This is a genomic window from Bacillus sp. FSL P2-0099 (genome assembly GCF_038007445.1).
Taxonomy (GTDB): Bacteria; Bacillota; Bacilli; order Bacillales; family Bacillaceae_G; genus Bacillus_A; species Bacillus_A mycoides.
Genome location: NZ_JBBOXE010000001.1, coordinates 4,380,142 through 4,402,842 on the forward strand (window position 1 = coordinate 4,380,142; position 22,701 = coordinate 4,402,842).

The following is a 22,701-nucleotide window of genomic DNA, read 5'->3' on the forward strand; positions in this document are numbered from 1 at the left end:
CAGTCTTAATCGATAAATTCAAATTGATATTCAAGAATTTTCACAATATCTCCGTCTGTTGCACCACGTGCACGAAGGGCTTCATCAATACCCATTCCACGCATTTGACGAGCAAATCGGCGTACAGATTCATCACGTGAGAAGTCTGTCATCTTGAATGTTTTCTCAATGTCATAACCAGAAATAACAAATGTGCCATCACTTTCGCGTGTAATTTCAAAATTAGATTCAGATTCAAATTTGTACATTACACTTGCTTCAGATTCTTCTACATCATCGTACATTGGGAATTCTGGTGTTGTTTCTAATAAGTTCGCTACTTCAAATAGTAAGTCACGAACACCTTGTTTCGTTACAGCTGAGATTGGGAAAATTTTCACTTCGTCTCCCAATTTCTCTTTAAATGCTTGTAAGTTTTCTTCTGCATCTGGCATATCCATTTTGTTTGCAACAACAACTTGTGGACGCTCAGTTAAACGCATATTGTATTCTTTTAGTTCATTATTGATTGTGACATAATCTTCATATGGCTCACGTCCTTCTAAACCAGACATATCGATAACGTGTACAATTACACGTGTACGTTCGATATGACGTAAGAATTGGTGTCCAAGTCCAACGCCGGAGTGTGCGCCTTCAATTAGTCCAGGAAGGTCAGCCATAACGAAGCTGCGGTTATCACCAGTTTCAACAACACCAAGATTCGGAACGATTGTTGTAAAGTGATATTCTGCAATTTTCGGACGTGCTGATGATACAACAGATAATAATGTAGATTTACCTACACTTGGGAATCCAACAAGTCCAACATCTGCTAGCACTTTAAGTTCTAGCGTGACATCACGTTCTTGACCTGGTTCCCCGTTCTCAGCGATTTCTGGCGCTGGGTTCGTCGCTGTTGCGAAACGTGAATTACCACGGCCACCACGGCCACCTCTTGCGATTACAGCTGTTTGTTCATGCGTTACTAAATCGGCAAGAATTTCACCTGTTTTTTCATCTTTCACTATTGTTCCTGGTGGAACCTTTACGATTAAATCTTCAGATTTACGACCGTGCTGACCTTTACTCATTCCGTGCTGACCGCGATCAGCTTTGAAATGACGTTGGTAGCGGAAGTCCATTAATGTACGTAAGCCTTCCTCAACAACAAAAACAACATCTGCACCTTTACCACCGTCGCCACCTGCTGGGCCACCTTTAGGTACATACTTCTCACGACGATACGCAACCATTCCGTTACCACCGTCGCCGCCTTTTACATATATCTTGACCTGATCTACAAACATTATTTCACCACACTTTTTTCGATTAGTTGTAATATAACTGAGACTTCTTCGTCTCGTACTGTATAAGAAATGGAATACCATTTATTGTTTTCGTTCGCAAGCCACGTTTGTAGTTCTTCTACATTCGTTAGCTTTCCACGAAAATCAAAAAAGAAACGAGCATTCTCCGCGTCACTTTCAATTGTGATACAAACATAATTTTCAACATATACGTCTAAACTATGCTGAAGCATTAAGAAAAACTGATTCGTCCATGTACATACAGTCTCATCTAGATGAGATAAGTTATGTAATTTCCCTAATACTTCGTACTCCAATAAGCACGGTTGCTGTTTCCAATTATATGTTAAAATCCACTCTGAAAATAAAGGCATTGATAGCCCCATCAGATTGGATTCTTGTCTCGCTTCTTGGACAAAACGATCGATGAGCCTATGAATCTCTTCCACTTTTCCAAGGGAAAGATTTCCTTTAACCATCTGCAAACGATTGAGCCAATCATGTCTCGAGTGGCTCAACGCATCTATAATTGTCCATTTTTCATTCATTTAGATACCCCTTAATATAGAAAAACTCTAACCTGCACTCAGGTTAGAGTTTTCCGTGAGTTCTTATGCTTCTTGAGCAACAGGATATACGCTCACTTGTTTGCGGTCACGACCAAGACGCTCAAAGCGTACTACGCCGTCAACTTTCGCGTATAAAGTGTCATCGCCACCACGACCAACGTTAACACCTGGATAAATTTTTGTACCGCGTTGACGGTAAAGAATTGAACCACCTGAAACCGTTTGACCATCTGCGCGTTTAGCACCAAGACGTTTTGACTGAGAGTCACGACCGTTCTTTGTACTACCTACACCTTTCTTAGATGCGAAAAACTGAAGATCTAATCTTAACATACGTTACACCTCCTGCACTTTTTCTATTAAACGGATATACTTTCCGTAATCAAGTTCAATCGTCTTAAGTGAAACAACCAATCCTTCTAAAAGTATTTGTGCTTTTTCTGCTGTATGAACGTCTAAATCATTAGGCAATTCATACGTCAAGAATCCGCCATCACTTCCGAGTTCAATAGTTGCCTGCACATTACAAAGTTCTTCCACTGCATTTATAGAACCAAACACAACCGCTGTAGTTCCAGCACAGACAAGATCTTGTCCATGTGGCGCATAATTGGCATGTCCAGTCATTTTAAATGATCGGATACTTCCTAGTTTCGTGCGACTTATCGTAATCTTAATCATCTTAACCAGAATTAAGCGTTGATAGCTTCAACTACTAGCTTAGTGTAAGGTTGACGATGACCTTGTTTCTTACGATTGTTCTTTTTCGCTTTGTATTTGAAAACGATGATTTTCTTAGCGCGACCTTGTTTTTCAACTTTCGCAGTAACTGTTGCACCCTCTACAACTGGGCTACCAACTTTCACGTTTTCGCCACCAACGAAAAGAACTTTGTCAAAAGTAACAGTTTCACCAGCTTCAACATCTAATTTTTCAATGTAGATTGCTTGACCAGCTTCAACTTTAATTTGTTTTCCACCTGTTTCGATAATTGCGTACATACTTGCACCTCCTCTTAATTACTAAGACTCGCCAAAAACGAGGTAGACATAAAATGTCTTTAGGGAACCTGTCTTGTGCGGTTGTAGCATATAGCAGTTTAGGTGCTATAAACTATAACATAAAAATATTACCATGACTCATTGACTATTGTCAATGAATGTTCTGCTAACTATTTTTTCCGTTCTACAATTTCTTTCTTACTTCCAAAACGGATAATAGCGTACTTTTCGATAATATCATCTTTGAAATAAATTTCAAATGGAATATTTTTTTGTAATTCTTTTTGTGAAAAATGTTTTTGTACTTTTTTTGAAGCACCAATCAATACAGCTTCATCCTCTATATTACCATAAGTAATAAGCTCTCTCTCTAGCTCATACGCAATTGTTTCATTAGATATAACGTAACCTGTCGCTTTACAAGGCGCACACTCTTCTAATAATACGTCACGTAACGAATGTTTCTTGCGCTTACGCGTCATCTCTAAAATACCTAACTCTGTAAACCCAAGCACTCTTGTATATGTGCGATCATCTTGTAAAGCTATCATTAAACGCTCTCTTACCTTCTCTTTATCTTCCCGTCTTTTCATATTAATAAAATCAATTAATATCATCCCGCCAATATCACGAAGTCTTAATTGACGAGCAATCTCTTCAGCAGCCATTTCATTTGTGCGAAATACGGTATCTTGTAAATTTTGTTTTCCAGTAAATTTACCTGTATTCACATCAATTACAGTCATCGTCTCCATTTGTTCTACAATTAGATAGGCACCATTTGGTAGCCACACAATTTTTTGAAGTGCTTTCTCGATTTCACGATCTATTCCAAAGTGGTTAAACATCGAAGATTTTTCATTATAAAAGGATACTCTTTCTTTCCCTACTTTTTCTTCTAATTCTTTTACTATACTTCTCGTATCTACAACTATTTTTTCAATTGTTTCAATTGGGTTCTCCTGAAATACACGATCTAAAAACGTCGCTGGTTGATGAAGTAGTAAGGGCGCCTTCCCTTGATCTTCTTTTCTTTTTAACTCTTCATATAACTGCTGCAACCCTTGCATTTCAGCTTGTATTTCATCGATCGTTCCTTTTTCAGAAGCAGAACGGAAAATGTATCCACCTGTTCCTTCTACTTCAATTCCCAGTAACTGTTGTCTTCTTTTATTATTTTTTATTTTCCGAGAAACAGCGCGCATGTCATCATAGGGCATGTAAACGACATATTTTCCGGTAACTTCTATCTTCGCCGTTAATTTTGGCCCCTTCGTATCAATTGCCTCTTTCACAACTTGTACAAGTATCGCCTGTCCTTCATGTATGCGATATGAAGATGGTACATCATCAAATGAAAGATATGCATGTTTTTCTAATCCGATATTTACAAAGGCTGCGTTCATTCCAGCAATTGTTCTTACGATACGCCCAACATAAATATGTCCGACAATCTCCTGCTCTTCATTCCGTTTCCATAAAAGCTCTACAATTTTTTGTTTCTCTTCTATCGCAACACGCTTTTCCGAACCAGTGTAGTTAATATATAACGTCTTCAAAATTCTTTCCTCACTTTTCATTTCTTTTCCTTACAATATAAAAGGTTAGTGTCGTCGTCAACACTAACCAATTAATTCTTCAACAGATGAGGTTGTTCGTTTTTCAGCAAAATACGCATACAACAATTCATTTTCGTCCAATGTGTAATGCTCTTTATATTTTCCATGGACGATAATAGAGTGTTTATATCCTCTGCGAAATTTTGTGAAAATCGTATATAAATGATCTTCCGTTTTCACCTCAATAGGTGCTATTTTTTCAATATCTCTTTTATTCCCATAATAACGCTCTAATAAAAAACGCATAAATGCGTACCGTCTTTGTTTCCATTCTTGATATAAAGAAATCGCTAGAAAAACGAGTAATACCCACATCATAATGTTATTACTATTCCAAAGTAACTGCCATCCTAATATTACACTAAAAAAAACACATGACAATTTCATCATCTTTTCATGTGCTTGTAAATAGGGAAAACGATATGATAATACATTAAATAATACTTTTCCACCATCAAGTGGCCAAATAGGCAATAAATTAAACCCTAAAATAATGACATTATTCCATACAAAGAAATGGTACAAATCGTCAGTTACCCAGCCCGCTTTATACAAAATGTAAGCGACCGCAATCATCCATATATGCTGAATTGGCCCCGCCATAACGACAATTAATTCTTCTTTTAAAGATTTATTCCCATGTTCTTCCATCTCAACTACGCCACCAAACGGCAAAAGCTGAATTTGTTTAATACGCCAATTATAATACGCTGCGGCAAAAGCATGCCCAAGTTCATGAACTAAAACGATACAAAATAGTAATAGTAACTCTTTAAAACGTGCTGTAAAAATACCAATGACAATAATAACCCAAAACAACGGATGCACAGAAATTTTCGTGAAAACATCCCTATATTTAATCAAATGAAATCACCTGAATTGGATCAATAAATTTTTCATTCTTTTTTATTGCAAAATAAAATTTGCCATTTTTATTATTTTCATCATTACTCACTATTCCAATTTTTTGTTTCTTTGAAACGTAATCATATAATTTTACTGACATATCATTTAAATTTGCATACCATGACTCCGTACCATCAGCGTGCTGAATTTGAACTGTATTTCCAAGTTCCTCTTTCTTGCCCGCAAAAACAACTATACCTTCATTTACTGACTCCACCGTTGCATTTGTAGCCGTTTGAACAAATACACCCTGGCCGTTTTTTTGAAATCCTTGCATCACCTTTCCAGAGGCAGGAATCGCATAATCCTTTTGCTGAATAGCCTCTTCTTTTTTCTCATTTGGAGAAAAGAACACGAGAGGTTTTCCAAACTGATTTTCATACCATTTCGATATAGTAGCAAATTGAAATTCTTCTTGCATAACTTTTTCTGTAACAGCTCTAGTACCATCAAAAGAAGAAGGTGCGTTCTTAAATAAAATAGCAACCGAAAGAACTAATATTGCTGATAGCAAAACTTTGAAGAGAAAAACTTCTTTTCGAAATAGAGGATGAATTTCCTTCTCCCCCTCTTCAATAAAGACCGTTTCGCTATCAAAATCTCCTCCCGCAAAATACTGCTCTTCTTCTAGCAATTCTTGCTCTGCTTTCCTTTTCGCAATCCGCTTTTTAATTTCTTCCACACGTCTATTCTTCATACTGTCTCCTTTCTTTCGTTAGCCTTATTCAAATAGAAACAGTTATATACAGTTTGTACATATGTATGAGTTATAGAAGGAAGATATTCATGCGAAGAAAAAAGAAAGCACTCCGCATTTATGCGAAGTGCTTTTAACGGATTCCAAAGAAATTTTTCATCTTTGTAAATACCGATACTTTTTCTTGTTCAAATGCTTGTAATGGTACATTCTCACCTAACAAGCGTCTTGCAATATTACGATAAGCTATTGCTGCTTTCCCGCTAGGTTGCAGCGCTACAGGTTCACCTGTATTCGTAGCACGAATAACTTCATCATCATCCTCGACAACTCCAAGAAGCTCGATTGACAGTGTACGTACAATTTCATCAACGTCTAACATATCCTGTTCATGAAGCATATGACTACGCACACGGTTAATTACAAGTTTCGGTGGTTCAATATCCTCTTTCTCTAAAAGCCCGATAATACGATCCGCATCACGCATTGAGGATACTTCTGGTGTTGTTACAACGATTGCTTTATCCGCACCTGCTACTGCATTTTTAAACCCCTGCTCAATCCCCGCAGGACAATCAATTAATATGTAATCATAATCTTGACGTAATACTTGTATTAATTCATCCATTTGTTCAGGTGTTACCGCCGATTTATCGCTCGTTTGTGCTGCAGGTAATAAATAAAGATCATCAAAACGCTTATCTTTAATAAGAGCCTGAGGTAAACGACAACGCCCTTCAACGACATCAACAAGATCAAATACAATACGATTTTCTAGCCCCATTACTACGTCTAAATTGCGTAAACCGATATCTGTATCAATTAAACACACTTTTTTTCCAGATAACGCAAGGGCTGTACCAATGTTCGCAGACGTTGTAGTTTTACCTACTCCGCCTTTTCCAGATGTAATTACTATTGCCTCTCCCACAGCTATACAATTCCCCTTTCTAACTTTGTTAAATTAGGTCTAAGATGAGTGAGAAGTTGCAGGCGATCGACAACAATGTGATTATTCTCATTAATGTACGCACATTCTGCCGCCTCTGCTCCGTCTTCTTTCTCTTCCGGAGCCCGCATTGTCACATCACTAATTCGGAGTTGCATAGGGTTCATAATAGATGCAGCAATAACAGCTTCTGAATCTCCATCATACCCCGCATGTGCAATTCCTCTTAATGATCCCAAGACAAAAATATTCCCCCCAGCGATAACCGTTCCGCCTGGATTAACATCTCCAATTAATAATAAATTGCCTTTTACATGTAACACTTGTCCAGAGCGAACAATTTTGGAAATAGGGACAATTTCTGTTTCTTCTTTCCAAGCTATTGCTTCTGCTTTTGTTATAACATCACTTTCGATTGATTCTACAACAAGGTTCTTCTTATTGCGAATTAACGTACGAATCTCTTCTTGTTGTACTTCTGTTAAATAGCGATTTCCTACTTTAACACGCACTTCAATTAAAGAACGTCCGTCACTCTCATAGTAATGTGTAGAAAGCTTTTCATCCAATTCTTTTAGTAGCTCAGAGAATGAACAGCAATCATCTAAATGAAGTGTTATTCCATCTTTTGTCCCTTTTATCGTTACATTTTGTTGCTTTTTTTCTTCCACTAAAGTTCACCCCACCGATTCAATTCGACATAAAATTAGAAAATCCTTTTTTCTTTTTCTTCTATCGCTTTTGAAAGACGCACTAAATATCGTCTCAGTGGGAAACAAACTATTAATAAGAAAATTCCATTTAGCAATAAAGTAGCAAGGAGACGATCTGTGAAAAAGACAGATGCTGACATGTGAGTACGTCCTAACAAAGTTAAAAACCCATACACATAATACTCTAATGCTGCAATGCCAGCCAGTACGATAGAAGCGACAATAAATAAATTCAATTGTAATACTTTCATCACACTATAAACTAAATAAGCTAAAATCGGATAAGCAAATATATATATACCGACAAGTTCCGTGTATACGGTATCAAATAAGAAACCAAATAATAGTCCGTAGTAAATCCCTTGAACCGGACTATAGTACACTGTAATAAAACATAACACAATTATAAAGAAATGCGGTGCTGCTATACTGCCTTTCCAAAAGACGTCTGTTGGAACAACAGTAGAGAACATATTTTCAAATAAAAAAACAAAAAGGAGCAAAAGAGGAAGAGCTGCTCTTTTTAAAATCGTCATCATCTCTTCTCTCCCTCCTATTCTAACGGCGCTGTAGGCATATCACGTTTTGCAACTATAATATGCTCTACATCATTCAAATCAGCGGATGGTTTTACATAAGCCGTTTTTGTTAAACCGTATGGATCTGGCTGAACATCAACAATTTTCCCAATCGCAAGACCTTTAGGGAAGATATCACCAAGTCCAGATGTTACAACTAGTTGATCTTTTTGTACCTCTGCATCAGAGCTAATCTTTGTGAAAAGAAGTAGTTGTTTTTCTTTATCGTAACCTTCAATTAATCCAAAGATATTTTCTTGTCCTTGTACAATAGCAGAAACACGGTTTGTTCGGCTCATCGAACTTAACAACTCTACTGACGATGTAAACTGAGATACACTTTTTACGCGTCCAACTAAACCTTTCGGAGTTACAACAGCCATATCTTTTTTGATCCCTTGCTGTGCTCCTTTATCAATTCCAACTAAATCGTACCATTTATCGGGATTACGAGAAACCACACTAGCTTGTACTTCCGTATAATCACCACGGGACTTTTCTTTACCAGTTAATTCTCGTAGTTTTTTATTCTCATCGTCTAAATTTTTCACTACGGCAGATAAATCTGCGGTAGAATCTAATTTTGCTTTCAGCTTTTTATTCTCTTCATACGTGCGCTTTACATCTTCTACATTCTCGAAGAATCCGGCAACATAATTCGCTGGCTTTTGGAATACACGTTCTACAACACCGACAGTATCTTTTATAAACTGCTCTGGCCATGATAAACTGTTCCGTTCTTTCAATGAGATTCCAATCAATGCCACGAGAAGAATAATACTAACTAACAAAACAATTAATCTTTTGTTTAAGAAAAACTGTGGCACGTTCACACCCTCTTAATTTCATTGATTTTTATTTTGCAATATTATCGAGCAGCAGTTTTGAAAAGGTCGATATTGTCTAATGCTTTACCCGTTCCAATTGCTACGCAATCTAATGGATCCTCTGCAACAAGAACTGGCATATTTGTTTCTTCACTAATAACTTTATCTAAGTTACGTAGTAATGCCCCGCCACCCGTTAATACGATACCGCGGTCCATAATATCCGCTGCTAATTCAGGTGGAGTTTTTTCTAACGTATTTTTAACTGATTCTACAATTGCATCTACTGTATCTTTTAATGCATCTGCAATTTCTTCTGGTTGAATTAGTACTGTTTTCGGTAAACCACTTACTAAATCACGACCGCGAATTTCCATAGGCTCAATACCTTCTGGCTCGCCTGCAGAACCGATTTCTAATTTTAGTGCTTCTGCTGTTCTTTCACCAATCATTAAGTTGTAGCTTTTCTTAATGTACTGAATGATTGAATCGTCCATATCATCACCAGCAACACGAACTGATTGACTTGTTACAATACCACCTAAAGAAATAATTGCAACTTCTGTTGTACCACCACCGATATCAACAACCATACTACCAGTCGGCTCCCAAACAGGTAAGTTTGCACCAATTGCTGCTGCAAATGGCTCTTCGATTGGATAAGCATCACGAGCACCAGCTTGACGAGTCGCATCGATTACTGCACGTCTTTCTACAGCTGTAATACCAGATGGTACACATACCATTACGTATGGTTTACGTGAGAAGAATCCATTTGATTTTTGAGCTTGTTGAATGTAGTATTTCATCATTATTGCTGTTGTTTCGTAATCAGCAATTACACCATCTTTCATAGGGCGAAGTGCCACTACGTTTCCTGGTGTACGACCAATCATTTGTTTTGCATCGCTACCTACCGCAACGATTTGTTTCGTATCAGTTTGTAATGCTACTACTGAAGGTTCACGTAAAACTACACCTTTCCCTTTCACATATACAAGCGTATTCGCTGTTCCTAAGTCTATTCCAAGATCGCGAGTAAATCCACCAAATCCAAACATATCATTTATCTTCCCTTCTTATTTTCACGGACTCATTTTTCTTACTTTATATTTATAAAAACAGTACGTTTTTTTATATCTGCATCCTTTTTGTAGATAATTTTCTACAAAAAACTCATAAATCACATTATAAAACAAAATAAGTAAAAAGAATAGTCTTAAATATGACCTTTTTCCTTTAAACTCACGAATTTATGGTCACCTATTATGATATGATCAAGTACTTCAATTCCGATAATTCGACCACATTCTACTAATCGTTTTGTAACTTCAATATCTTCACGGCTCGGCGCCGGATCTCCTGAGGGATGGTTATGAAGACATATAATAGAGGCTGCTGCCCGACGGAACGCTTCTTTAAAAACTTCCCTTGGGTGCACAATCGACGTATTTAAACTTCCAATAAAAATAGTTTGCCTATGTATAACTTGATTTTTCGTATTCAAATATAAACAAACAAAATGCTCCTGTTGCAAAAAACGCATCTCTTCCATCATATAACTCGCACAATCTTCTGGACTTCGAATACTATATCTATTTTGATATTCTAAACGTACCATTCTTCTACCTAATTCAAAAGCAGCCATAAGCTGCGACGCCTTTGCAATCCCAACACCATGAATGCTCATCATCTCTTCTAACGTTGCATCCTTTAACATTCGTAAGCCGTCAAAATGATGGAGAATATTATCTGATAACGTTAACACCGTTTCTTCTTTAGAACCCGTTCTGAGTAAAACTGCAAGAAGTTCTCGATTCGATAAACTTCCTGCTCCTTCTAACAATAAACGCTCCCGTGGCTGTTCTTCTCTCACAACATCACGAATACCGTTCATCTCTCCACCCCTTTTTTTTACGATTTCTCCTAAAGAAAACCCCATGCAATTTTACGCATGGGTTACATCGCTATCAAACTGTTTTAATTCACGGACAAGACGCGCAATTGGCAAGCCAACTACACTGTAGTAGTCCCCTTGAATATGTTGAACAAAAATAGACCCTTTACCTTGAATTCCATAGCTCCCTGCTTTATCAAGTGGTTCCTTCGATGCAACGTATACGTCTATTTCCTCTTCTGTTAATCCCCAAAATGTTACTTCTGTACGTTCATAAAAAGTTACCGTTTTTTCTTTCGATATAATTGCAACACCTGTGTATACTTCGTGTGTTTTCCCCGATAATAATCGTAACATTTCTTTCGCCTCAGCCTCATTAGACGGCTTTCCAAGAATACGCGAATCATATGTAACAATTGTATCTGCACCTAGTACAACGTGATTACTATGGTTTTCTGCCACAGCAGATGCTTTTTGCAAAGCAAGCGACATAACAATATCAGAAGGTGATGAATATGCACCAATCGTCTCTTCTACTTCACTAACAACGATTTCAAATGGCACATCTGCTAATTCAAGCAGTTCCTTCCTCCTAGGTGACCCTGAAGCTAAAATAATTTTCCTCATATTTTCTCCTTCCCTTCTCACATGAAGCAGAATAATTCAAATCAATCGTATCAAAGGAATAGTTTCCCCACAAATTCTAGAAATATCATTTTCTCTAAACAAAATAATAGTTCTTTTTAAATACGATTATATGCTGCCCATACAGAAAGCACTTTGTTCTAAATTCAAAAGAAAAGAAAGAAGTATATGTACTTCTTTCTTCGTCATTTCATTATCCTATTATTTCACTTTTTGTGAAACCATTTTTTCATACGAAAGTATACCATCAATAATAACTTGATTTAATTTAGCTACAGATTCCTTATCGCTCTTCCCTTCCTTAATCGTTTGCACCGCTATTGACGTATACGTATAAAGCTTCTTTGCATCTTCACGCTTCATACTCTTCCCTTCCTTTTCCATAGCTTTCCACTCTTTTTGAATCGCTTCTATATCTTTTGGATTACTTTTTCCACTAGTTTGTACGCTGGACACATATTTTGCTAAATGAGTATATAATGGCTGCACTTTCGCTAAAAACATTCCTACTTCTTTATCATTTTTGAGCAATGCTTTATCTGTAATATCCCAATTTTTTTTCAAAACTGAAACACCATCTTGCTTATACTGATCTATTAATTGATTAACAGCCTGTTCATCGCTCGTAATAGCAACAACTAACGCATACTTATCACCACTCGGTTTCAAAGTAGCCACGCCCCCATTACTTTTCCACTCTTCAATAGCAGCCTGTCCTTTTTCTTCAGAGGAATAAAGCCCTCCTTGAACGAAAAATAGTTTCATTGGTTCTAATGACGTTCCTACCTGTGCCTTTGGTTTTTCCTCTTTCGGTGTTGGTGTTTGTTCTGCCGTTCCACCCACCTTTTGTTCCTCATTACCTGTCTGCTTCGAAGCCGTTACCTTACCTTCTCCTGTCGTCCCTTGTCCAGTTAATAAATGAATCATACCCATCCCAAATGCAGTACCGATAATTATTGCAGTTGCAACGATTGCGATTATTGTATTGCTCCACTTCTTTCGATATTTTTCCATAGATACTGATTTCGCTTTTTGAAACGGAACTACATTTTTCGGTCTCTCACTTTCTGCTATCATCCAGTCAAACTCATCCTTCTTTTTTTCCTCATACTTCGCTTCTGTTCCATTTACTTTCACCGAGATCGTTCGTGATTGCTTGTCCATACACTCACACCTCACCTCTTGTCATTGTCCGCATCATATCATATTCATTCCACAAAAAAACGAGATATTTGTCAGAGGAATTCGTCAAATAACCCTATATTATTATCTTATATGTATGCATTTGACTTCATTTGTAGAACAAAAAACTAGATAGCAAAGACTATCTAGTTTTTCTCGCGAATATATTTTCTAACTTCGGAAATGAAATACAAAGAACCTGTTATGATAAAAACATCATGTTCTCCTATCCTGTCAACCTTTGTATCAATTGCCTCTTTCCAATCTTCAAAAACTAATTTTGACTCTTGTTGTGAATACGATGCAAGCTTGTCAGCAGAAATGGCACGATCAAAGGCAAACGTCGTAAATATTATTTCATCAGCAACTTTTTCTAATTGCCCTACCATGTTATGTAACTGTTTGTCACCAAGAGCAGTAAATAAAACTATTACATTCTTCTTTTTATAATGTGCCTCTACTGTTTTTACAAGACTTTCAATACCTTCTGGATTATGAGCACCATCTATTATAATATCTGGATTACTTTGTAACTTTTCAAATCGACCAATCCAGTATGCTTCTTGTAAGCCAACTTTCATCTCCTCTTCATTAATTAAAAATGATAAATATGTTTTTAAATACATTACTGCCATAAGCGCTAGTGCTGCATTGCCTACTTGGTGAATGCCTTTCATTGAAATCCGAACATTTTCAAACGAGGCAAATGGACAATCAAAATCAAAGTGTTCCCCATCTTTATTAGAATGTTTATGTAGTGTTGTAAACTGTTTTCCAAGTTCATATAAGCTTGCATGATTTTCCTTAGCAACCTTTTGAATTACTTGCAATGCTTCTTCATTTTTCACACCAGTAATAACTGGAACACCAGACTTAATAATCCCTGCCTTTTCATATGCAATTTCTCCTAGTGTATTGCCTAAAATATGCATATGATCGTGGCCGATATTCGTAATAATCGTGAGAACCGGATGAATAACATTTGTAGAATCAAATCTTCCCCCAAGCCCCGTTTCAAATAAAACAACATCACAGAAATTAACTTTACCGAAATAATAAATTGCCATTACTGTAATGATTTCAAACTCAGTCGCTTCTCCTAAGTCCGTCTCATCTAATTTTTCAACGACTGGCTTTACCATATTTACAAGTTCCGCAATCTCTTCATCTGCAATCGGTATTCCGTTTACACTAATACGTTCATTGAATGTTTCTATGTAAGGCGATGTAAACGTTCCTACTTTATATTTCGCGCCTTCTAACATGTAGCGCATATATGTTAAAGTTGAACCTTTTCCATTTGTGCCGGCAAGATGAACACATTTTATATGACGCTCTGGATTTCCGAGTTCTTCTAACATCCATTGCATTCTTTCTAGCCCTGGTTTTATCCCAAATTTCAATCGGCTATGAATCCAGTTTATCGCTTCTTCGTATGTATGTATCACGTTTGCTATTCCCCTTTCAAAAGACAAACTTCTTAATTCTATTATACGCAAAGAAAAGAGACTCACCAATATAGTGAGTCTCTGAAAAACATTTTTATTTCTCAAGATCCGCTAGACGTTGACGAACCGCTTCGCGTTTTTCTAGGTAATCTTGCTCTTTCGCACGCTCTCCGTCAATAACTTCTGCAGGAGCTTTCGCTACGAATCCTTGGTTTGAAAGTTTCTTCTGTACACGTTCTACTTCTTTATCAAACTTCTCAAGTTCTTTTTCAAGACGCGCTTTCTCTTCATCAAGATTGATAAGATCAGCTAACGGTAAGAATAACTCTGCACCTGATACGATTGCAGTCATCGCTTTTTCTGGCGCTTGTAAATCAATCTTAATTGTTAGTTCACTTGGGTTACAGAAACGCTCGATGTAAGAACTGTTTTTCGTAAGCTGAGCTAGTACTACCTCGTCTTTTGCTTTAATTTGCATTTGAACTTTTTTGCTCATTGGTGTATTTACTTCCGCACGGATGTTACGAACAGAGCGAATGATATCAACTAGAAGGTGCATTTCTGCTGCCGCTTCTTTATCTTGTAAATCTTCGCGAACTGTTGGCCATGCTGCTACTGTAATAGACTCGCCTTCATGCGGTAAATGCTGCCAAATTTTCTCTGTTACAAATGGCATGAATGGATGTAATAGACGCATTGTTTGGTCTAATACGTAAGCTAAAATCGAACGAGTTGTTTTCTTAGCTGCTTCATCTTCACCGTATAGTGGAAGTTTCGCCATCTCAATGTACCAGTCACAGAAATCATCCCAAATGAAGTTGTATAATGAACGACCAGCTTCACCGAACTCATATTTATCCATGTTACGTGTTACACTTTCGATTGTTTCGTTTAAGCGAGTTAAAATCCACTTATCTGCAACTGATTTTTCACCAGTTAAATCGATTTCTTCATACTTCATGTCATCCATGTTCATTAATACGAAACGTGATGCGTTCCAAATTTTATTAATGAAGTTCCAAGTAGATTCTACTTTTTCCATGCTGAAACGTAAATCTTGACCTGGTGCACTTCCTGTTGATAAGAAGTAACGCATCGCATCTGCACCGTACTTCTCGATAACATCCATCGGATCAATACCGTTACCAAGAGATTTACTCATTTTACGTCCTTGCTCATCACGAACTAAACCGTGAATTAATACATCTTTAAATGGACGCTCTCCTGTAAACTCTAAACCTTGGAAAATCATACGAGATACCCAGAAGAAGATGATATCATAACCAGTTACTAAAGCATCTGTTGAATAGAACTTTTTAAAGTCTGCTGCATCTTCATTCGGCCAGCCAAGTGTTGAGAATGGCCATAATGCTGAACTGAACCATGTATCAAGCACGTCATTATCTTGATTCCAGTTTTCAAGATCTGCTGGCGCTTCTGTACCTACGTATACTTCACCAGTTTCTTTATGATACCAAGCTGGAATGCGGTGTCCCCACCATAATTGACGAGAAATACACCAGTCATGAATGTTTTCCATCCAGCGTAAGTATGTGTTTTCAAAACGCTCTGGTACGAACGTTACTTTTTCTTCTTCTTTTTGTTGAAGTTCTACCGCTTTTTCTGCAAGTGGAGCCATTTTTACGAACCATTGTGTTGATAAATAAGGCTCAACAACTGCACCGCTACGCTCACTATGACCTACTGAGTGCATATGAGGCTCGATTTCTACTAATACGCCAGCTTCTTGTAAGTCTTTCACTAACTCTTTACGGCATTCGAAACGATCCATACCGTTATACTTACCAGCTTTTTCGTTCATCGTTCCATCTTCGTTCATTACTAAAATACGTGGTAAGTCATGACGGTTACCTACTTCAAAGTCATTCGGGTCATGAGCTGGTGTAATTTTCACAACGCCTGTTCCGAAGTCTTTTTCTACGTATTCATCAGCAATAATCGGAATCTCTCGGCCTACGATTGGAAGTGTAACTGTTTTTCCGATTAAATGTTTGTAGCGATCATCTTCTGGATGAACTGCTACCGCTGTATCACCAAGCATTGTTTCTGGACGAGTAGTTGCAAGGCGAATGTGACCAGAACCGTCTGTTAACGGATAGTTCATATGGTAGAATGCACCTTGAACTTCTTTATGAATTACTTCAATATCAGAAAGAGCTGTGCGTGTTGCTGGATCCCAGTTGATGATATACTCACCGCGATAAATTAAGTCTTTTTCATATAATTGAACGAATACTTTATTAACAGCGTTAGATAAACCTTCGTCTAATGTGAAGCGTTCACGAGAATAGTCTAGTCCTAAACCAACTTTTCCCCATTGTTGACGAATGTGAGAAGCGTATTCTTCTTTCCATTCCCAAGCTTTTTCAAGGAATTTCTCACGACCAAGATCGTAACGTGAAATACCTTCTTCACGAAGTTTTCCTTCTACCTTCGCTTGCGTTGCGATACCAGCATGGTCCATTCCTGGAAGCCATAATACATCGTAACCTTGCATACGCTTTGTACGAGTTAAAATATCTTGAAGCGTCGTATCCCAAGCGTGACCTAAGTGTAACTTACCAGTTACGTTCGGAGGTGGAATTACAATTGTATATGGTTGTTTCTTCTCATCTCCTGTTGCTTCGAAATATTTGCCTTCAAGCCACCACTTGTAAAGGCCTTCTTCAACGGACATATGATCATATTTAGTTGGTAAATTATTTTCCGTGTTTGACATTATTTTCCCTCCTTAAAATAAAAAATGCCCCTCATCCAAAAAAGGACGAGGGACATCGCGGTACCACCTTTATTTACAAACAAATTCAGAATTTGCTTATACTCTTAATTTGATAACGGACAAATCCGTCTTTTCCTAATAAGAATCATTCCGTTCAGAAAAGATGCTCCAGGGCTACCTTCTAACATAACTATCTAGAGAACCTCCCAGCCAATGGTTCCCCTCTCTGAAGACGTTTCATGTTATACTCTTCCCCTTCAATGCATTTATGTGATTGTTAATTATTATATACAATAGTGTAAAAAACGAAACCTTATTCGTCAAGATAAATTTGAAACTACGGCTTTTATCTCTTTATGGAACTAATAAAAAAAGATAAGCAGGGTTCTCCCTACTTATCTTCTTTATCCGTTCCCTTGCTGGGCAGCTTGTAATTGCGAAAGGAAATATTCTGTATTACTAATGAGCCAATGCGATTGCTGCAGAATTTTTACCCCGCGAAGCTCATTTTCTTCATTACGACTCTTTCTTCTTTTCGTATACGACTGAATTTGCCGAATAAAATGCGACGGGTACGTCATATACGCAAACATAAGAAGCTGCTCCTCTTTCGTAAATGGAAAATTTTTTTGATACATTTGATACCATTCAAAGCGGTCGCTCCGCGCAATTGGATATGTGTTCAAAGACCTTGAATAAAAGCTGACGATATCCTGTACCGGTGTAGCAAACTGAGACTTTTCTAAACTAATAAAATAACCGTTTCGTTCATAATCAAATAAAAAGTGATTAAGCGATACATTTCCATGAACGAAAGTAGTACGTGTTTTTTCCTTTTCTTTCATTGCATCATGCCATTCACTTAATTGTTTCGTTGCGAACTCACGTGCTCTCATAGCGTGGTGATAATACGTACAATATTGTAATTCAAATGGAGACATATACCACTTCGCTTCTGATTCTACAAGAAACTCTTCTAATATCTCACCATCATTTTCCCAACGGTCGGATATATTTGTATAATGTTTTTCTAAATCTTCTTCTGTATAAGTCTCCTCTTTCACCGTTTTTTGATGCAACGTCCCGAGCGTTTGAAACATCTTATGGTATTGATCATTATCTTCGCCATTTCCTTCCGCACGTTCTAACCAAGGCATTAAATAATAGCTATACGCCCCATCACTTAAAACATAATTCCCGTCCGTCGTGTGATAGATAGGTACATAATTCGAAAAACCTTTCTCCTTCAAATATTGAATATGGTGTAAAAAATTATTCCGCTCTAATTTTCTATCTTGTATTTTCTTTAACGCATACGGACCTTGATTCGTATAAATTTTCATTACACTTCCGTGCTCTTCCATATGCTGAGTGTCCAATCTATATTGCCTCACAATGGGTTCATAGCGATTTCGTAATTCAATATCCATACGAATAACCCTTTCTTATTCAAAACATAGCTTCTAGGAAAAGAAAAGAGGTGAGTGAAAAAACTCACTCACTTATTTCACTGTTGCTTTTGAAACAGGAATATATATAATTTGCCCTGTAGTTAAATATATATCTTCTGATTGATTTACACGATATAAGCTTTGTACAGTCGTTTCATAACGTTCTGCAACCGATTCAATTGTATCTCCTTCTTGTACGAAGTACATTCTTAACTTCGTAAATTCTTCTTCTGGTTCTTTCGTAAATAATTTCGTTAAATAAAGTGCATTTTCATCTCGCTGTGAATATGCTTCTTCCTCTGGCTCTTCCTGCTTTTTCGCTTTTTCTTTCTTGAAATTTTTCCGCCCGAACAATTCAAATTGTGGCGTCTTTTCTTGCTCCTCTTCACGCTCCACAAGTTCATGTTCTTCTAATTCCTCTTCTTCTATTTCTTGCTCTTTTCTTTCTTCTAACTGAAACGGCTCAAATGCATAATCTTCCCATCCATCTGATTCTTTATAGGCTGGTACCTCTTCGTGCGGCGCAGGTCTACTTTCATCTTCTTCAGCTGAATCAGCTTCCAACTCGGCATACACAGTCTCTTCCTCTTCATCCTCGGTTCTTTCTTCGTCACATAAACCTGTAATAGATATATCCGCTAATAGTTGTAAGCAACCATTTTCCTTTAATTCATAATCAAATTCCTCGATTGATACATATAATTCTTCAATTACTTTCACTCGATTTCTTGGAATTGATATTTCGAGCGGAAAGGAATGGACAAGCTCATTAACCCCGTCTGCCCTTGTTTCTACATAATCAATTGCCTTTGCTGGTGATAGCTCTCTTAATGAATAAGCTGAATCATCTTGCCTTGCAACATACTCTCCCGTTAAATCTAATTGCCCCCTCACGATAACTTCATGATCGAGCTCCTCTATCTCAACGTCTGGATCTAACGAAATTGACAAAAGTTCTTCGACTTCCTGTCCCTTCTGGAACCAAACAGATTCTTTTAATGAAAATCGTAATGAATGATCTGTTGCCACTTCTTTTCCCCCTCCCAAACTATATGTCATTACAGATTTATGTTCCCTAAGGCTACTTTATGAATAAAAAAAATCGCTCCCCTAATGGAAAGCGATTTTCTCTAAGAAATTATGCTTTTAATTTTGACATTGCAATTTCGGCCGCCGCAATTGTCGCCTCAATATCTGCATCACTATGTGCTGTCGATAAGAATAAACCTTCAAATTGAGAAGGTGGTAAAAATACACCTTGTTCTACCATTTCACGATAGTAAGCTGCAAAGAATTCTAAGTTTGAAGATTTTGCTGCATCATAATTAATAACTTGCTCATCTGTAAAGAAAATACCAATCATAGAACCTGCACGATTAATGTGATGCGGGATATTATGCTTTTCAGCTGCCTTACGTAGTCCAGCCTCTAACATTTCTGCTTTACGCTCAAATTCCACATATGATTCTGGCGTTAACTGCACTAACGTTTCATAACCTGCTGTCATTGCAAGTGGATTACCCGATAATGTTCCAGCTTGGTAAATCGGTCCGCTTGGTGCAACTTGACGCATAATCTCTGCCTTCCCACCGTATGCTCCTACCGGCAAGCCACCACCGATTACTTTACCTAAACAAGTTAAGTCAGGAGTTACACCGTAGTAACCTTGTCCACAATTATAAGCAACACGGAATCCTGTCATTACTTCATCAAAAATAAGTAGTGCACCGTTTTGCTCTGTCACTTCACGAAGTCCTTCTAAAAACCCTGGTTGAGGGGGAACAACACCCATATTCCCTGCCACTGGTTCTACAATTATACAAGCGATGTCATCACCGAATTGTTCGAAAGCATATTTTACACTTTCTAAATCGTTATACGCTACTGTAATCGTATTTTTCGCTACACCTTCTGGTACACCAGGGCTATCTGGTAAACCTAGCGTTGCTACACCCGAACCTGCTTTAATCAATAAAGAATCACCATGACCGTGATAACAACCAATGAATTTCAAAATTTTGTTACGTCCAGTGTAACCACGAGCTAAACGTAGCGCGCTCATTGTCGCCTCTGTTCCAGAGTTAACCATACGCACAATCTCAATTGATGGTACACGCTCGATAACAAGCTGCGCTAATTTATTTTCAATTTCTGTTGGTGCACCAAAGCTTGTTCCTTTTTCAGCAACAGCTTTTAAAGCCTCAACAACACGATCATTCGCATGACCATGAATTAAAGGTCCCCACGATAATACGTAATCGATGTATTCATTCCCATCGATATCATATACTTTAGAGCCTTTTCCGCGCTCCATAAACAGCGGATTCATACCAACAGACTTAAAAGCACGGACAGGGCTGTTTACGCCTCCAGGCATTAAATTTTGAGCCTCTTCAAACGCCGCAATCGATTTATCAAATTTTTTCATTATTTAGCGCCTCCTTCTTGTAACCATCTTGCTGCATCTTTTGCATGATACGTAATAATTAAGTCTGCTCCTGCGCGTTTCATGCTAATTAATTTCTCAAGTACAACTTCTTTTTCATTAATCCAACCATTTTGTGCTGCTGCTTTAATCATCGAATATTCACCACTTACGTTATAAGCAACGACTGGTAAGTTAAAGTTATTTTTCACATCACGAACGATATCTAGATAAGAAAGAGCTGGCTTTACAATTAAGAAGTCGGCCCCTTCCATTACATCTGATTCTGCTTCACGGAATGCTTCCATACGGTTCGCTGGGTCCATTTGATATGTTTTACGGTCACCAAACTGCGGTGCACCATGTGCTGCATCACGGAACGGTCCGTAAAATGCTGATGAATATTTCACAGCGTACGACATAACTGGTACGTGCGCGAAACCATTTTCATCTAATGCATGGCGAATTGCTGTTACGAATCCGTCCATCATGTTAGATGGTGCAATAATGTCTGCCCCTGCTTTCGCTTGACTTACAGCTGTTTTTGCAAGAGCTGCAAGAGACTCATCATTTAAAATAACGCCATCTTCAATAACACCGCAATGACCATGGCTTGTAAATTGACATAAACATGTATCTGCAACTACTACTAGCTCTGGGAACTCATCTTTAATTTGCTTAATTGCACGCTGTACAATTCCATGCTCACAATATGCCGATGATCCAACTTCGTCCTTTTCAGCAGGTAAACCAAATACAATAACAGAACGAATACCTAAATCAACGACCTCTTGCATTTCAGCTTGCAATAAATCTAAAGACATTTGATATACGCCTGGCATAGAAGGAACTTCATTACGAGTATTTTCTCCTTCTAATACAAAAATAGGGTAAATAAAATCTTCTGTATGTAAAAATGTTTCACGTACAAGCGCACGCATGCCCCCGCTTTGTCTTAAACGACGATGACGATTAAATTGTAAAGAATTCATAGATTTCTATCCCCATTCTTTTATTTTATAGATTCACAAATGCATTGCAGTAATGCTTCTACAGTGTACTCTTTTGGCACAATAACATGTGGAAAATAGAGGTTCGCCTCTTTTTCCGTAATAGGCCCTATACAAGCAATTGTACATTTTTTCGTCCATTCTCTCCAGTTTGTACCCTCAAGTAAACGAACAAAACTATCAACAGTTGAAGGGCTCGTAAATGTAATAATATTTACTTCCCCTAATTTCAATGCTGTTATAAGTTCTTGTTTTTTCTCTACATTCACCTTCGTACCATATACAATTAACTCATCTAGAAAAACACCAAACTCCCTAAGTTTAACCGGGATTACATCTCTTGCTAAATTCCCTTTCGGAAATAAAATACGCTCGTTTCCACTTAATTCTTTTAGAAACTCTTCGGCAAATGTTTCTGCAACAAATGCAGTGGGAACAAACTCTACTTGATAGCCTCGCTTTTCTAACTCTAACTTTGTTTTCACGCCTACTGCAGCAATTTTAATCAGTCCGGGGAGCTTCTTTCTCAAACTATCTAGAAAAAAAGCTACACCATTTTTACTCGTGAAAATAACCCAGTCATACGAATGTAGCTGCCCTGCTATGTGTTGAATTTGCCTATGAGACGTACCTTCCATACGCAAAAGCGGAATTTCCAATGGAATTCCGCTCCTTTCTTTCACTGCTACACTCATTTGTTTCGCTTGGTGCTGGGCACGTGTAATCAATACTGTTTTGCCAGCGAGAGCGTTCAT

23 protein-coding genes and 2 other annotated features are annotated in these 22,701 nt (G+C 37.7%); all 23 genes read right to left on the bottom strand.

Annotated features, from left to right (window positions below; translation table 11 throughout):
* Positions 1–5: 5 nt before the first annotated feature.
* Positions 6–1,289 (bottom strand): GTPase ObgE, encoded by a 1,284-nt coding sequence (gene obgE / locus MKY90_RS22650; protein ID WP_002015378.1) that lies wholly within the window; start codon positions 1,287–1,289, stop codon positions 6–8.
* Complete coding sequence (locus tag MKY90_RS22655) at positions 1,289–1,837, bottom strand: sporulation initiation phosphotransferase B (protein WP_002015377.1); 549 nt, start codon at positions 1,835–1,837, stop codon at positions 1,289–1,291. The genes obgE and MKY90_RS22655 overlap by 1 nt, the downstream gene beginning before the upstream one ends.
* 63 nt (positions 1,838–1,900) lie before the next feature.
* A complete protein-coding gene (gene rpmA, locus MKY90_RS22660) occupies positions 1,901–2,191 on the bottom strand; it encodes a 50S ribosomal protein L27 (protein ID WP_000944957.1) in 291 nt (96 codons plus the stop codon).
* A 3-nt stretch (positions 2,192–2,194) separates the two neighbouring features.
* A complete protein-coding gene (locus tag MKY90_RS22665) occupies positions 2,195–2,539 on the bottom strand; it encodes a ribosomal-processing cysteine protease Prp (protein ID WP_002138477.1) in 345 nt (114 codons plus the stop codon).
* 11 nt (positions 2,540–2,550) lie between these two features.
* Complete coding sequence (gene rplU / locus MKY90_RS22670; protein WP_000270907.1) at positions 2,551–2,859, bottom strand: 50S ribosomal protein L21; 309 nt, start codon at positions 2,857–2,859, stop codon at positions 2,551–2,553.
* A gap of 14 nt (positions 2,860–2,873) precedes the next feature.
* Positions 2,874–2,952, bottom strand: a sequence feature (ribosomal protein L21 leader region).
* A 77-nt stretch (positions 2,953–3,029) separates the two neighbouring features.
* Complete coding sequence (locus MKY90_RS22675; RefSeq protein WP_002015376.1) at positions 3,030–4,439, bottom strand: Rne/Rng family ribonuclease; 1,410 nt, start codon at positions 4,437–4,439, stop codon at positions 3,030–3,032.
* Positions 4,440–4,481: 42 nt separating this feature from the next.
* Positions 4,482–5,342, bottom strand: coding sequence for a M50 family metallopeptidase (locus MKY90_RS22680; protein WP_002088816.1), 861 nt, complete (start codon positions 5,340–5,342; stop codon positions 4,482–4,484).
* Positions 5,335–6,081 carry a M23 family metallopeptidase gene (locus tag MKY90_RS22685; RefSeq protein WP_002034147.1) on the bottom strand — a complete coding sequence of 249 codons (747 nt, stop codon included), beginning with the start codon at positions 6,079–6,081 and terminating at the stop codon, positions 5,335–5,337. Before MKY90_RS22685 ends, MKY90_RS22680 begins: the two co-directional genes overlap by 8 nt.
* A 133-nt stretch (positions 6,082–6,214) precedes the next feature.
* Entirely contained in the window at positions 6,215–7,012 is a 798-nt protein-coding gene (gene minD, locus MKY90_RS22690) for a septum site-determining protein MinD (RefSeq protein ID WP_000503308.1), read from the bottom strand.
* A gap of 2 nt (positions 7,013–7,014) precedes the next feature.
* Positions 7,015–7,701 carry a septum site-determining protein MinC gene (gene minC, locus MKY90_RS22695; protein ID WP_002015372.1) on the bottom strand — a complete coding sequence of 229 codons (687 nt, stop codon included), beginning with the start codon at positions 7,699–7,701 and terminating at the stop codon, positions 7,015–7,017.
* 35 nt (positions 7,702–7,736) lie between these two features.
* A complete protein-coding gene (mreD, locus tag MKY90_RS22700) occupies positions 7,737–8,282 on the bottom strand; it encodes a rod shape-determining protein MreD (protein ID WP_002015371.1) in 546 nt (181 codons plus the stop codon).
* A gap of 14 nt (positions 8,283–8,296) precedes the next feature.
* Positions 8,297–9,148 (bottom strand): rod shape-determining protein MreC, encoded by an 852-nt coding sequence (gene mreC / locus MKY90_RS22705; protein WP_002129256.1) that lies wholly within the window; start codon positions 9,146–9,148, stop codon positions 8,297–8,299.
* A 41-nt stretch (positions 9,149–9,189) separates the two neighbouring features.
* Positions 9,190–10,209: a cell shape-determining protein MreB gene (gene mreB / locus MKY90_RS22710; RefSeq protein ID WP_002015369.1), complete on the bottom strand. Its 1,020-nt coding sequence runs from the start codon at positions 10,207–10,209 to the stop codon at positions 9,190–9,192.
* Between the two features lie 158 nt (positions 10,210–10,367).
* Positions 10,368–11,045 carry a DNA repair protein RadC gene (gene radC, locus MKY90_RS22715; protein ID WP_002015368.1) on the bottom strand — a complete coding sequence of 226 codons (678 nt, stop codon included), beginning with the start codon at positions 11,043–11,045 and terminating at the stop codon, positions 10,368–10,370.
* Positions 11,046–11,096: 51 nt separating this feature from the next.
* Positions 11,097–11,672 (bottom strand): Maf family protein, encoded by a 576-nt coding sequence (locus MKY90_RS22720; protein ID WP_002129258.1) that lies wholly within the window; start codon positions 11,670–11,672, stop codon positions 11,097–11,099.
* A 219-nt stretch (positions 11,673–11,891) separates the two neighbouring features.
* Entirely contained in the window at positions 11,892–12,854 is a 963-nt protein-coding gene (locus MKY90_RS22725; RefSeq protein WP_002129259.1) for a hypothetical protein, read from the bottom strand.
* A 164-nt stretch (positions 12,855–13,018) separates the two neighbouring features.
* Positions 13,019–14,320, bottom strand: a complete 1,302-nt coding sequence (locus MKY90_RS22730) for a bifunctional folylpolyglutamate synthase/dihydrofolate synthase (RefSeq protein ID WP_002129261.1) — start codon at positions 14,318–14,320, stop codon at positions 13,019–13,021.
* 94 nt (positions 14,321–14,414) lie between these two features.
* Positions 14,415–17,060 (bottom strand): valine--tRNA ligase, encoded by a 2,646-nt coding sequence (locus MKY90_RS22735; RefSeq protein ID WP_002129263.1) that lies wholly within the window; start codon positions 17,058–17,060, stop codon positions 14,415–14,417.
* Positions 17,061–17,098: 38 nt separating this feature from the next.
* Positions 17,099–17,330: a binding site (T-box leader), on the bottom strand.
* Between the two features lie 134 nt (positions 17,331–17,464).
* Positions 17,465–18,490, bottom strand: a complete 1,026-nt coding sequence (gene ysxE / locus MKY90_RS22740) for a spore coat protein YsxE (RefSeq protein WP_002129265.1) — start codon at positions 18,488–18,490, stop codon at positions 17,465–17,467.
* A 72-nt stretch (positions 18,491–18,562) separates the two neighbouring features.
* Entirely contained in the window at positions 18,563–19,570 is a 1,008-nt protein-coding gene (gene spoVID / locus MKY90_RS22745; protein ID WP_002015360.1) for a stage VI sporulation protein D, read from the bottom strand.
* Positions 19,571–19,649: 79 nt separating this feature from the next.
* Positions 19,650–20,939 carry a glutamate-1-semialdehyde 2,1-aminomutase gene (gene hemL / locus MKY90_RS22750; RefSeq protein WP_002034163.1) on the bottom strand — a complete coding sequence of 430 codons (1,290 nt, stop codon included), beginning with the start codon at positions 20,937–20,939 and terminating at the stop codon, positions 19,650–19,652.
* Entirely contained in the window at positions 20,939–21,928 is a 990-nt protein-coding gene (gene hemB / locus MKY90_RS22755) for a porphobilinogen synthase (RefSeq protein WP_002015358.1), read from the bottom strand. Before hemB ends, hemL begins: the two co-directional genes overlap by 1 nt.
* A 20-nt stretch (positions 21,929–21,948) precedes the next feature.
* A complete protein-coding gene (gene hemD, locus MKY90_RS22760; protein ID WP_078422013.1) occupies positions 21,949–22,701 on the bottom strand; it encodes a uroporphyrinogen-III synthase in 753 nt (250 codons plus the stop codon).

Excerpts from the sequence above, each read along its gene's own strand:
- mreD (WP_002015371.1), bottom strand. The coding sequence starts at position 8,282 with ATGATGACGATTTTAAAAAGAGCAGCTCTTCCTCTTTTGCTCCTTTTT.
- MKY90_RS22675 (WP_002015376.1), bottom strand. The coding sequence starts at position 4,439 with ATGAAAAGTGAGGAAAGAATTTTGAAGACGTTATATATTAACTACACT.
- obgE (WP_002015378.1), bottom strand. The coding sequence starts at position 1,289 with ATGTTTGTAGATCAGGTCAAGATATATGTAAAAGGCGGCGACGGTGGT.
- MKY90_RS22685 (WP_002034147.1), bottom strand. The coding sequence starts at position 6,081 with ATGAAGAATAGACGTGTGGAAGAAATTAAAAAGCGGATTGCGAAAAGG.
- MKY90_RS22665 (WP_002138477.1), bottom strand. The coding sequence starts at position 2,539 with ATGATTAAGATTACGATAAGTCGCACGAAACTAGGAAGTATCCGATCA.
- hemB (WP_002015358.1), bottom strand. The coding sequence starts at position 21,928 with ATGAATTCTTTACAATTTAATCGTCATCGTCGTTTAAGACAAAGCGGG.
- hemL (WP_002034163.1), bottom strand. The coding sequence starts at position 20,939 with ATGAAAAAATTTGATAAATCGATTGCGGCGTTTGAAGAGGCTCAAAAT.
- rplU (WP_000270907.1), bottom strand. The coding sequence starts at position 2,859 with ATGTACGCAATTATCGAAACAGGTGGAAAACAAATTAAAGTTGAAGCT.
- MKY90_RS22725 (WP_002129259.1), bottom strand. The coding sequence starts at position 12,854 with ATGGACAAGCAATCACGAACGATCTCGGTGAAAGTAAATGGAACAGAA.
- rpmA (WP_000944957.1), bottom strand. The coding sequence starts at position 2,191 with ATGTTAAGATTAGATCTTCAGTTTTTCGCATCTAAGAAAGGTGTAGGT.
- MKY90_RS22720 (WP_002129258.1), bottom strand. The coding sequence starts at position 11,672 with ATGAGGAAAATTATTTTAGCTTCAGGGTCACCTAGGAGGAAGGAACTG.
- MKY90_RS22735 (WP_002129263.1), bottom strand. The coding sequence starts at position 17,060 with ATGTCAAACACGGAAAATAATTTACCAACTAAATATGATCATATGTCC.
- MKY90_RS22655 (WP_002015377.1), bottom strand. The coding sequence starts at position 1,837 with ATGAATGAAAAATGGACAATTATAGATGCGTTGAGCCACTCGAGACAT.
- ysxE (WP_002129265.1), bottom strand. The coding sequence starts at position 18,490 with ATGGATATTGAATTACGAAATCGCTATGAACCCATTGTGAGGCAATAT.
- mreB (WP_002015369.1), bottom strand. The coding sequence starts at position 10,209 with ATGTTTGGATTTGGTGGATTTACTCGCGATCTTGGAATAGACTTAGGA.
- spoVID (WP_002015360.1), bottom strand. The coding sequence starts at position 19,570 with ATGACATATAGTTTGGGAGGGGGAAAAGAAGTGGCAACAGATCATTCA.
- radC (WP_002015368.1), bottom strand. The coding sequence starts at position 11,045 with ATGAACGGTATTCGTGATGTTGTGAGAGAAGAACAGCCACGGGAGCGT.
- hemD (WP_078422013.1), bottom strand. The coding sequence starts at position 22,701 with ATGAACGCTCTCGCTGGCAAAACAGTATTGATTACACGTGCCCAGCAC.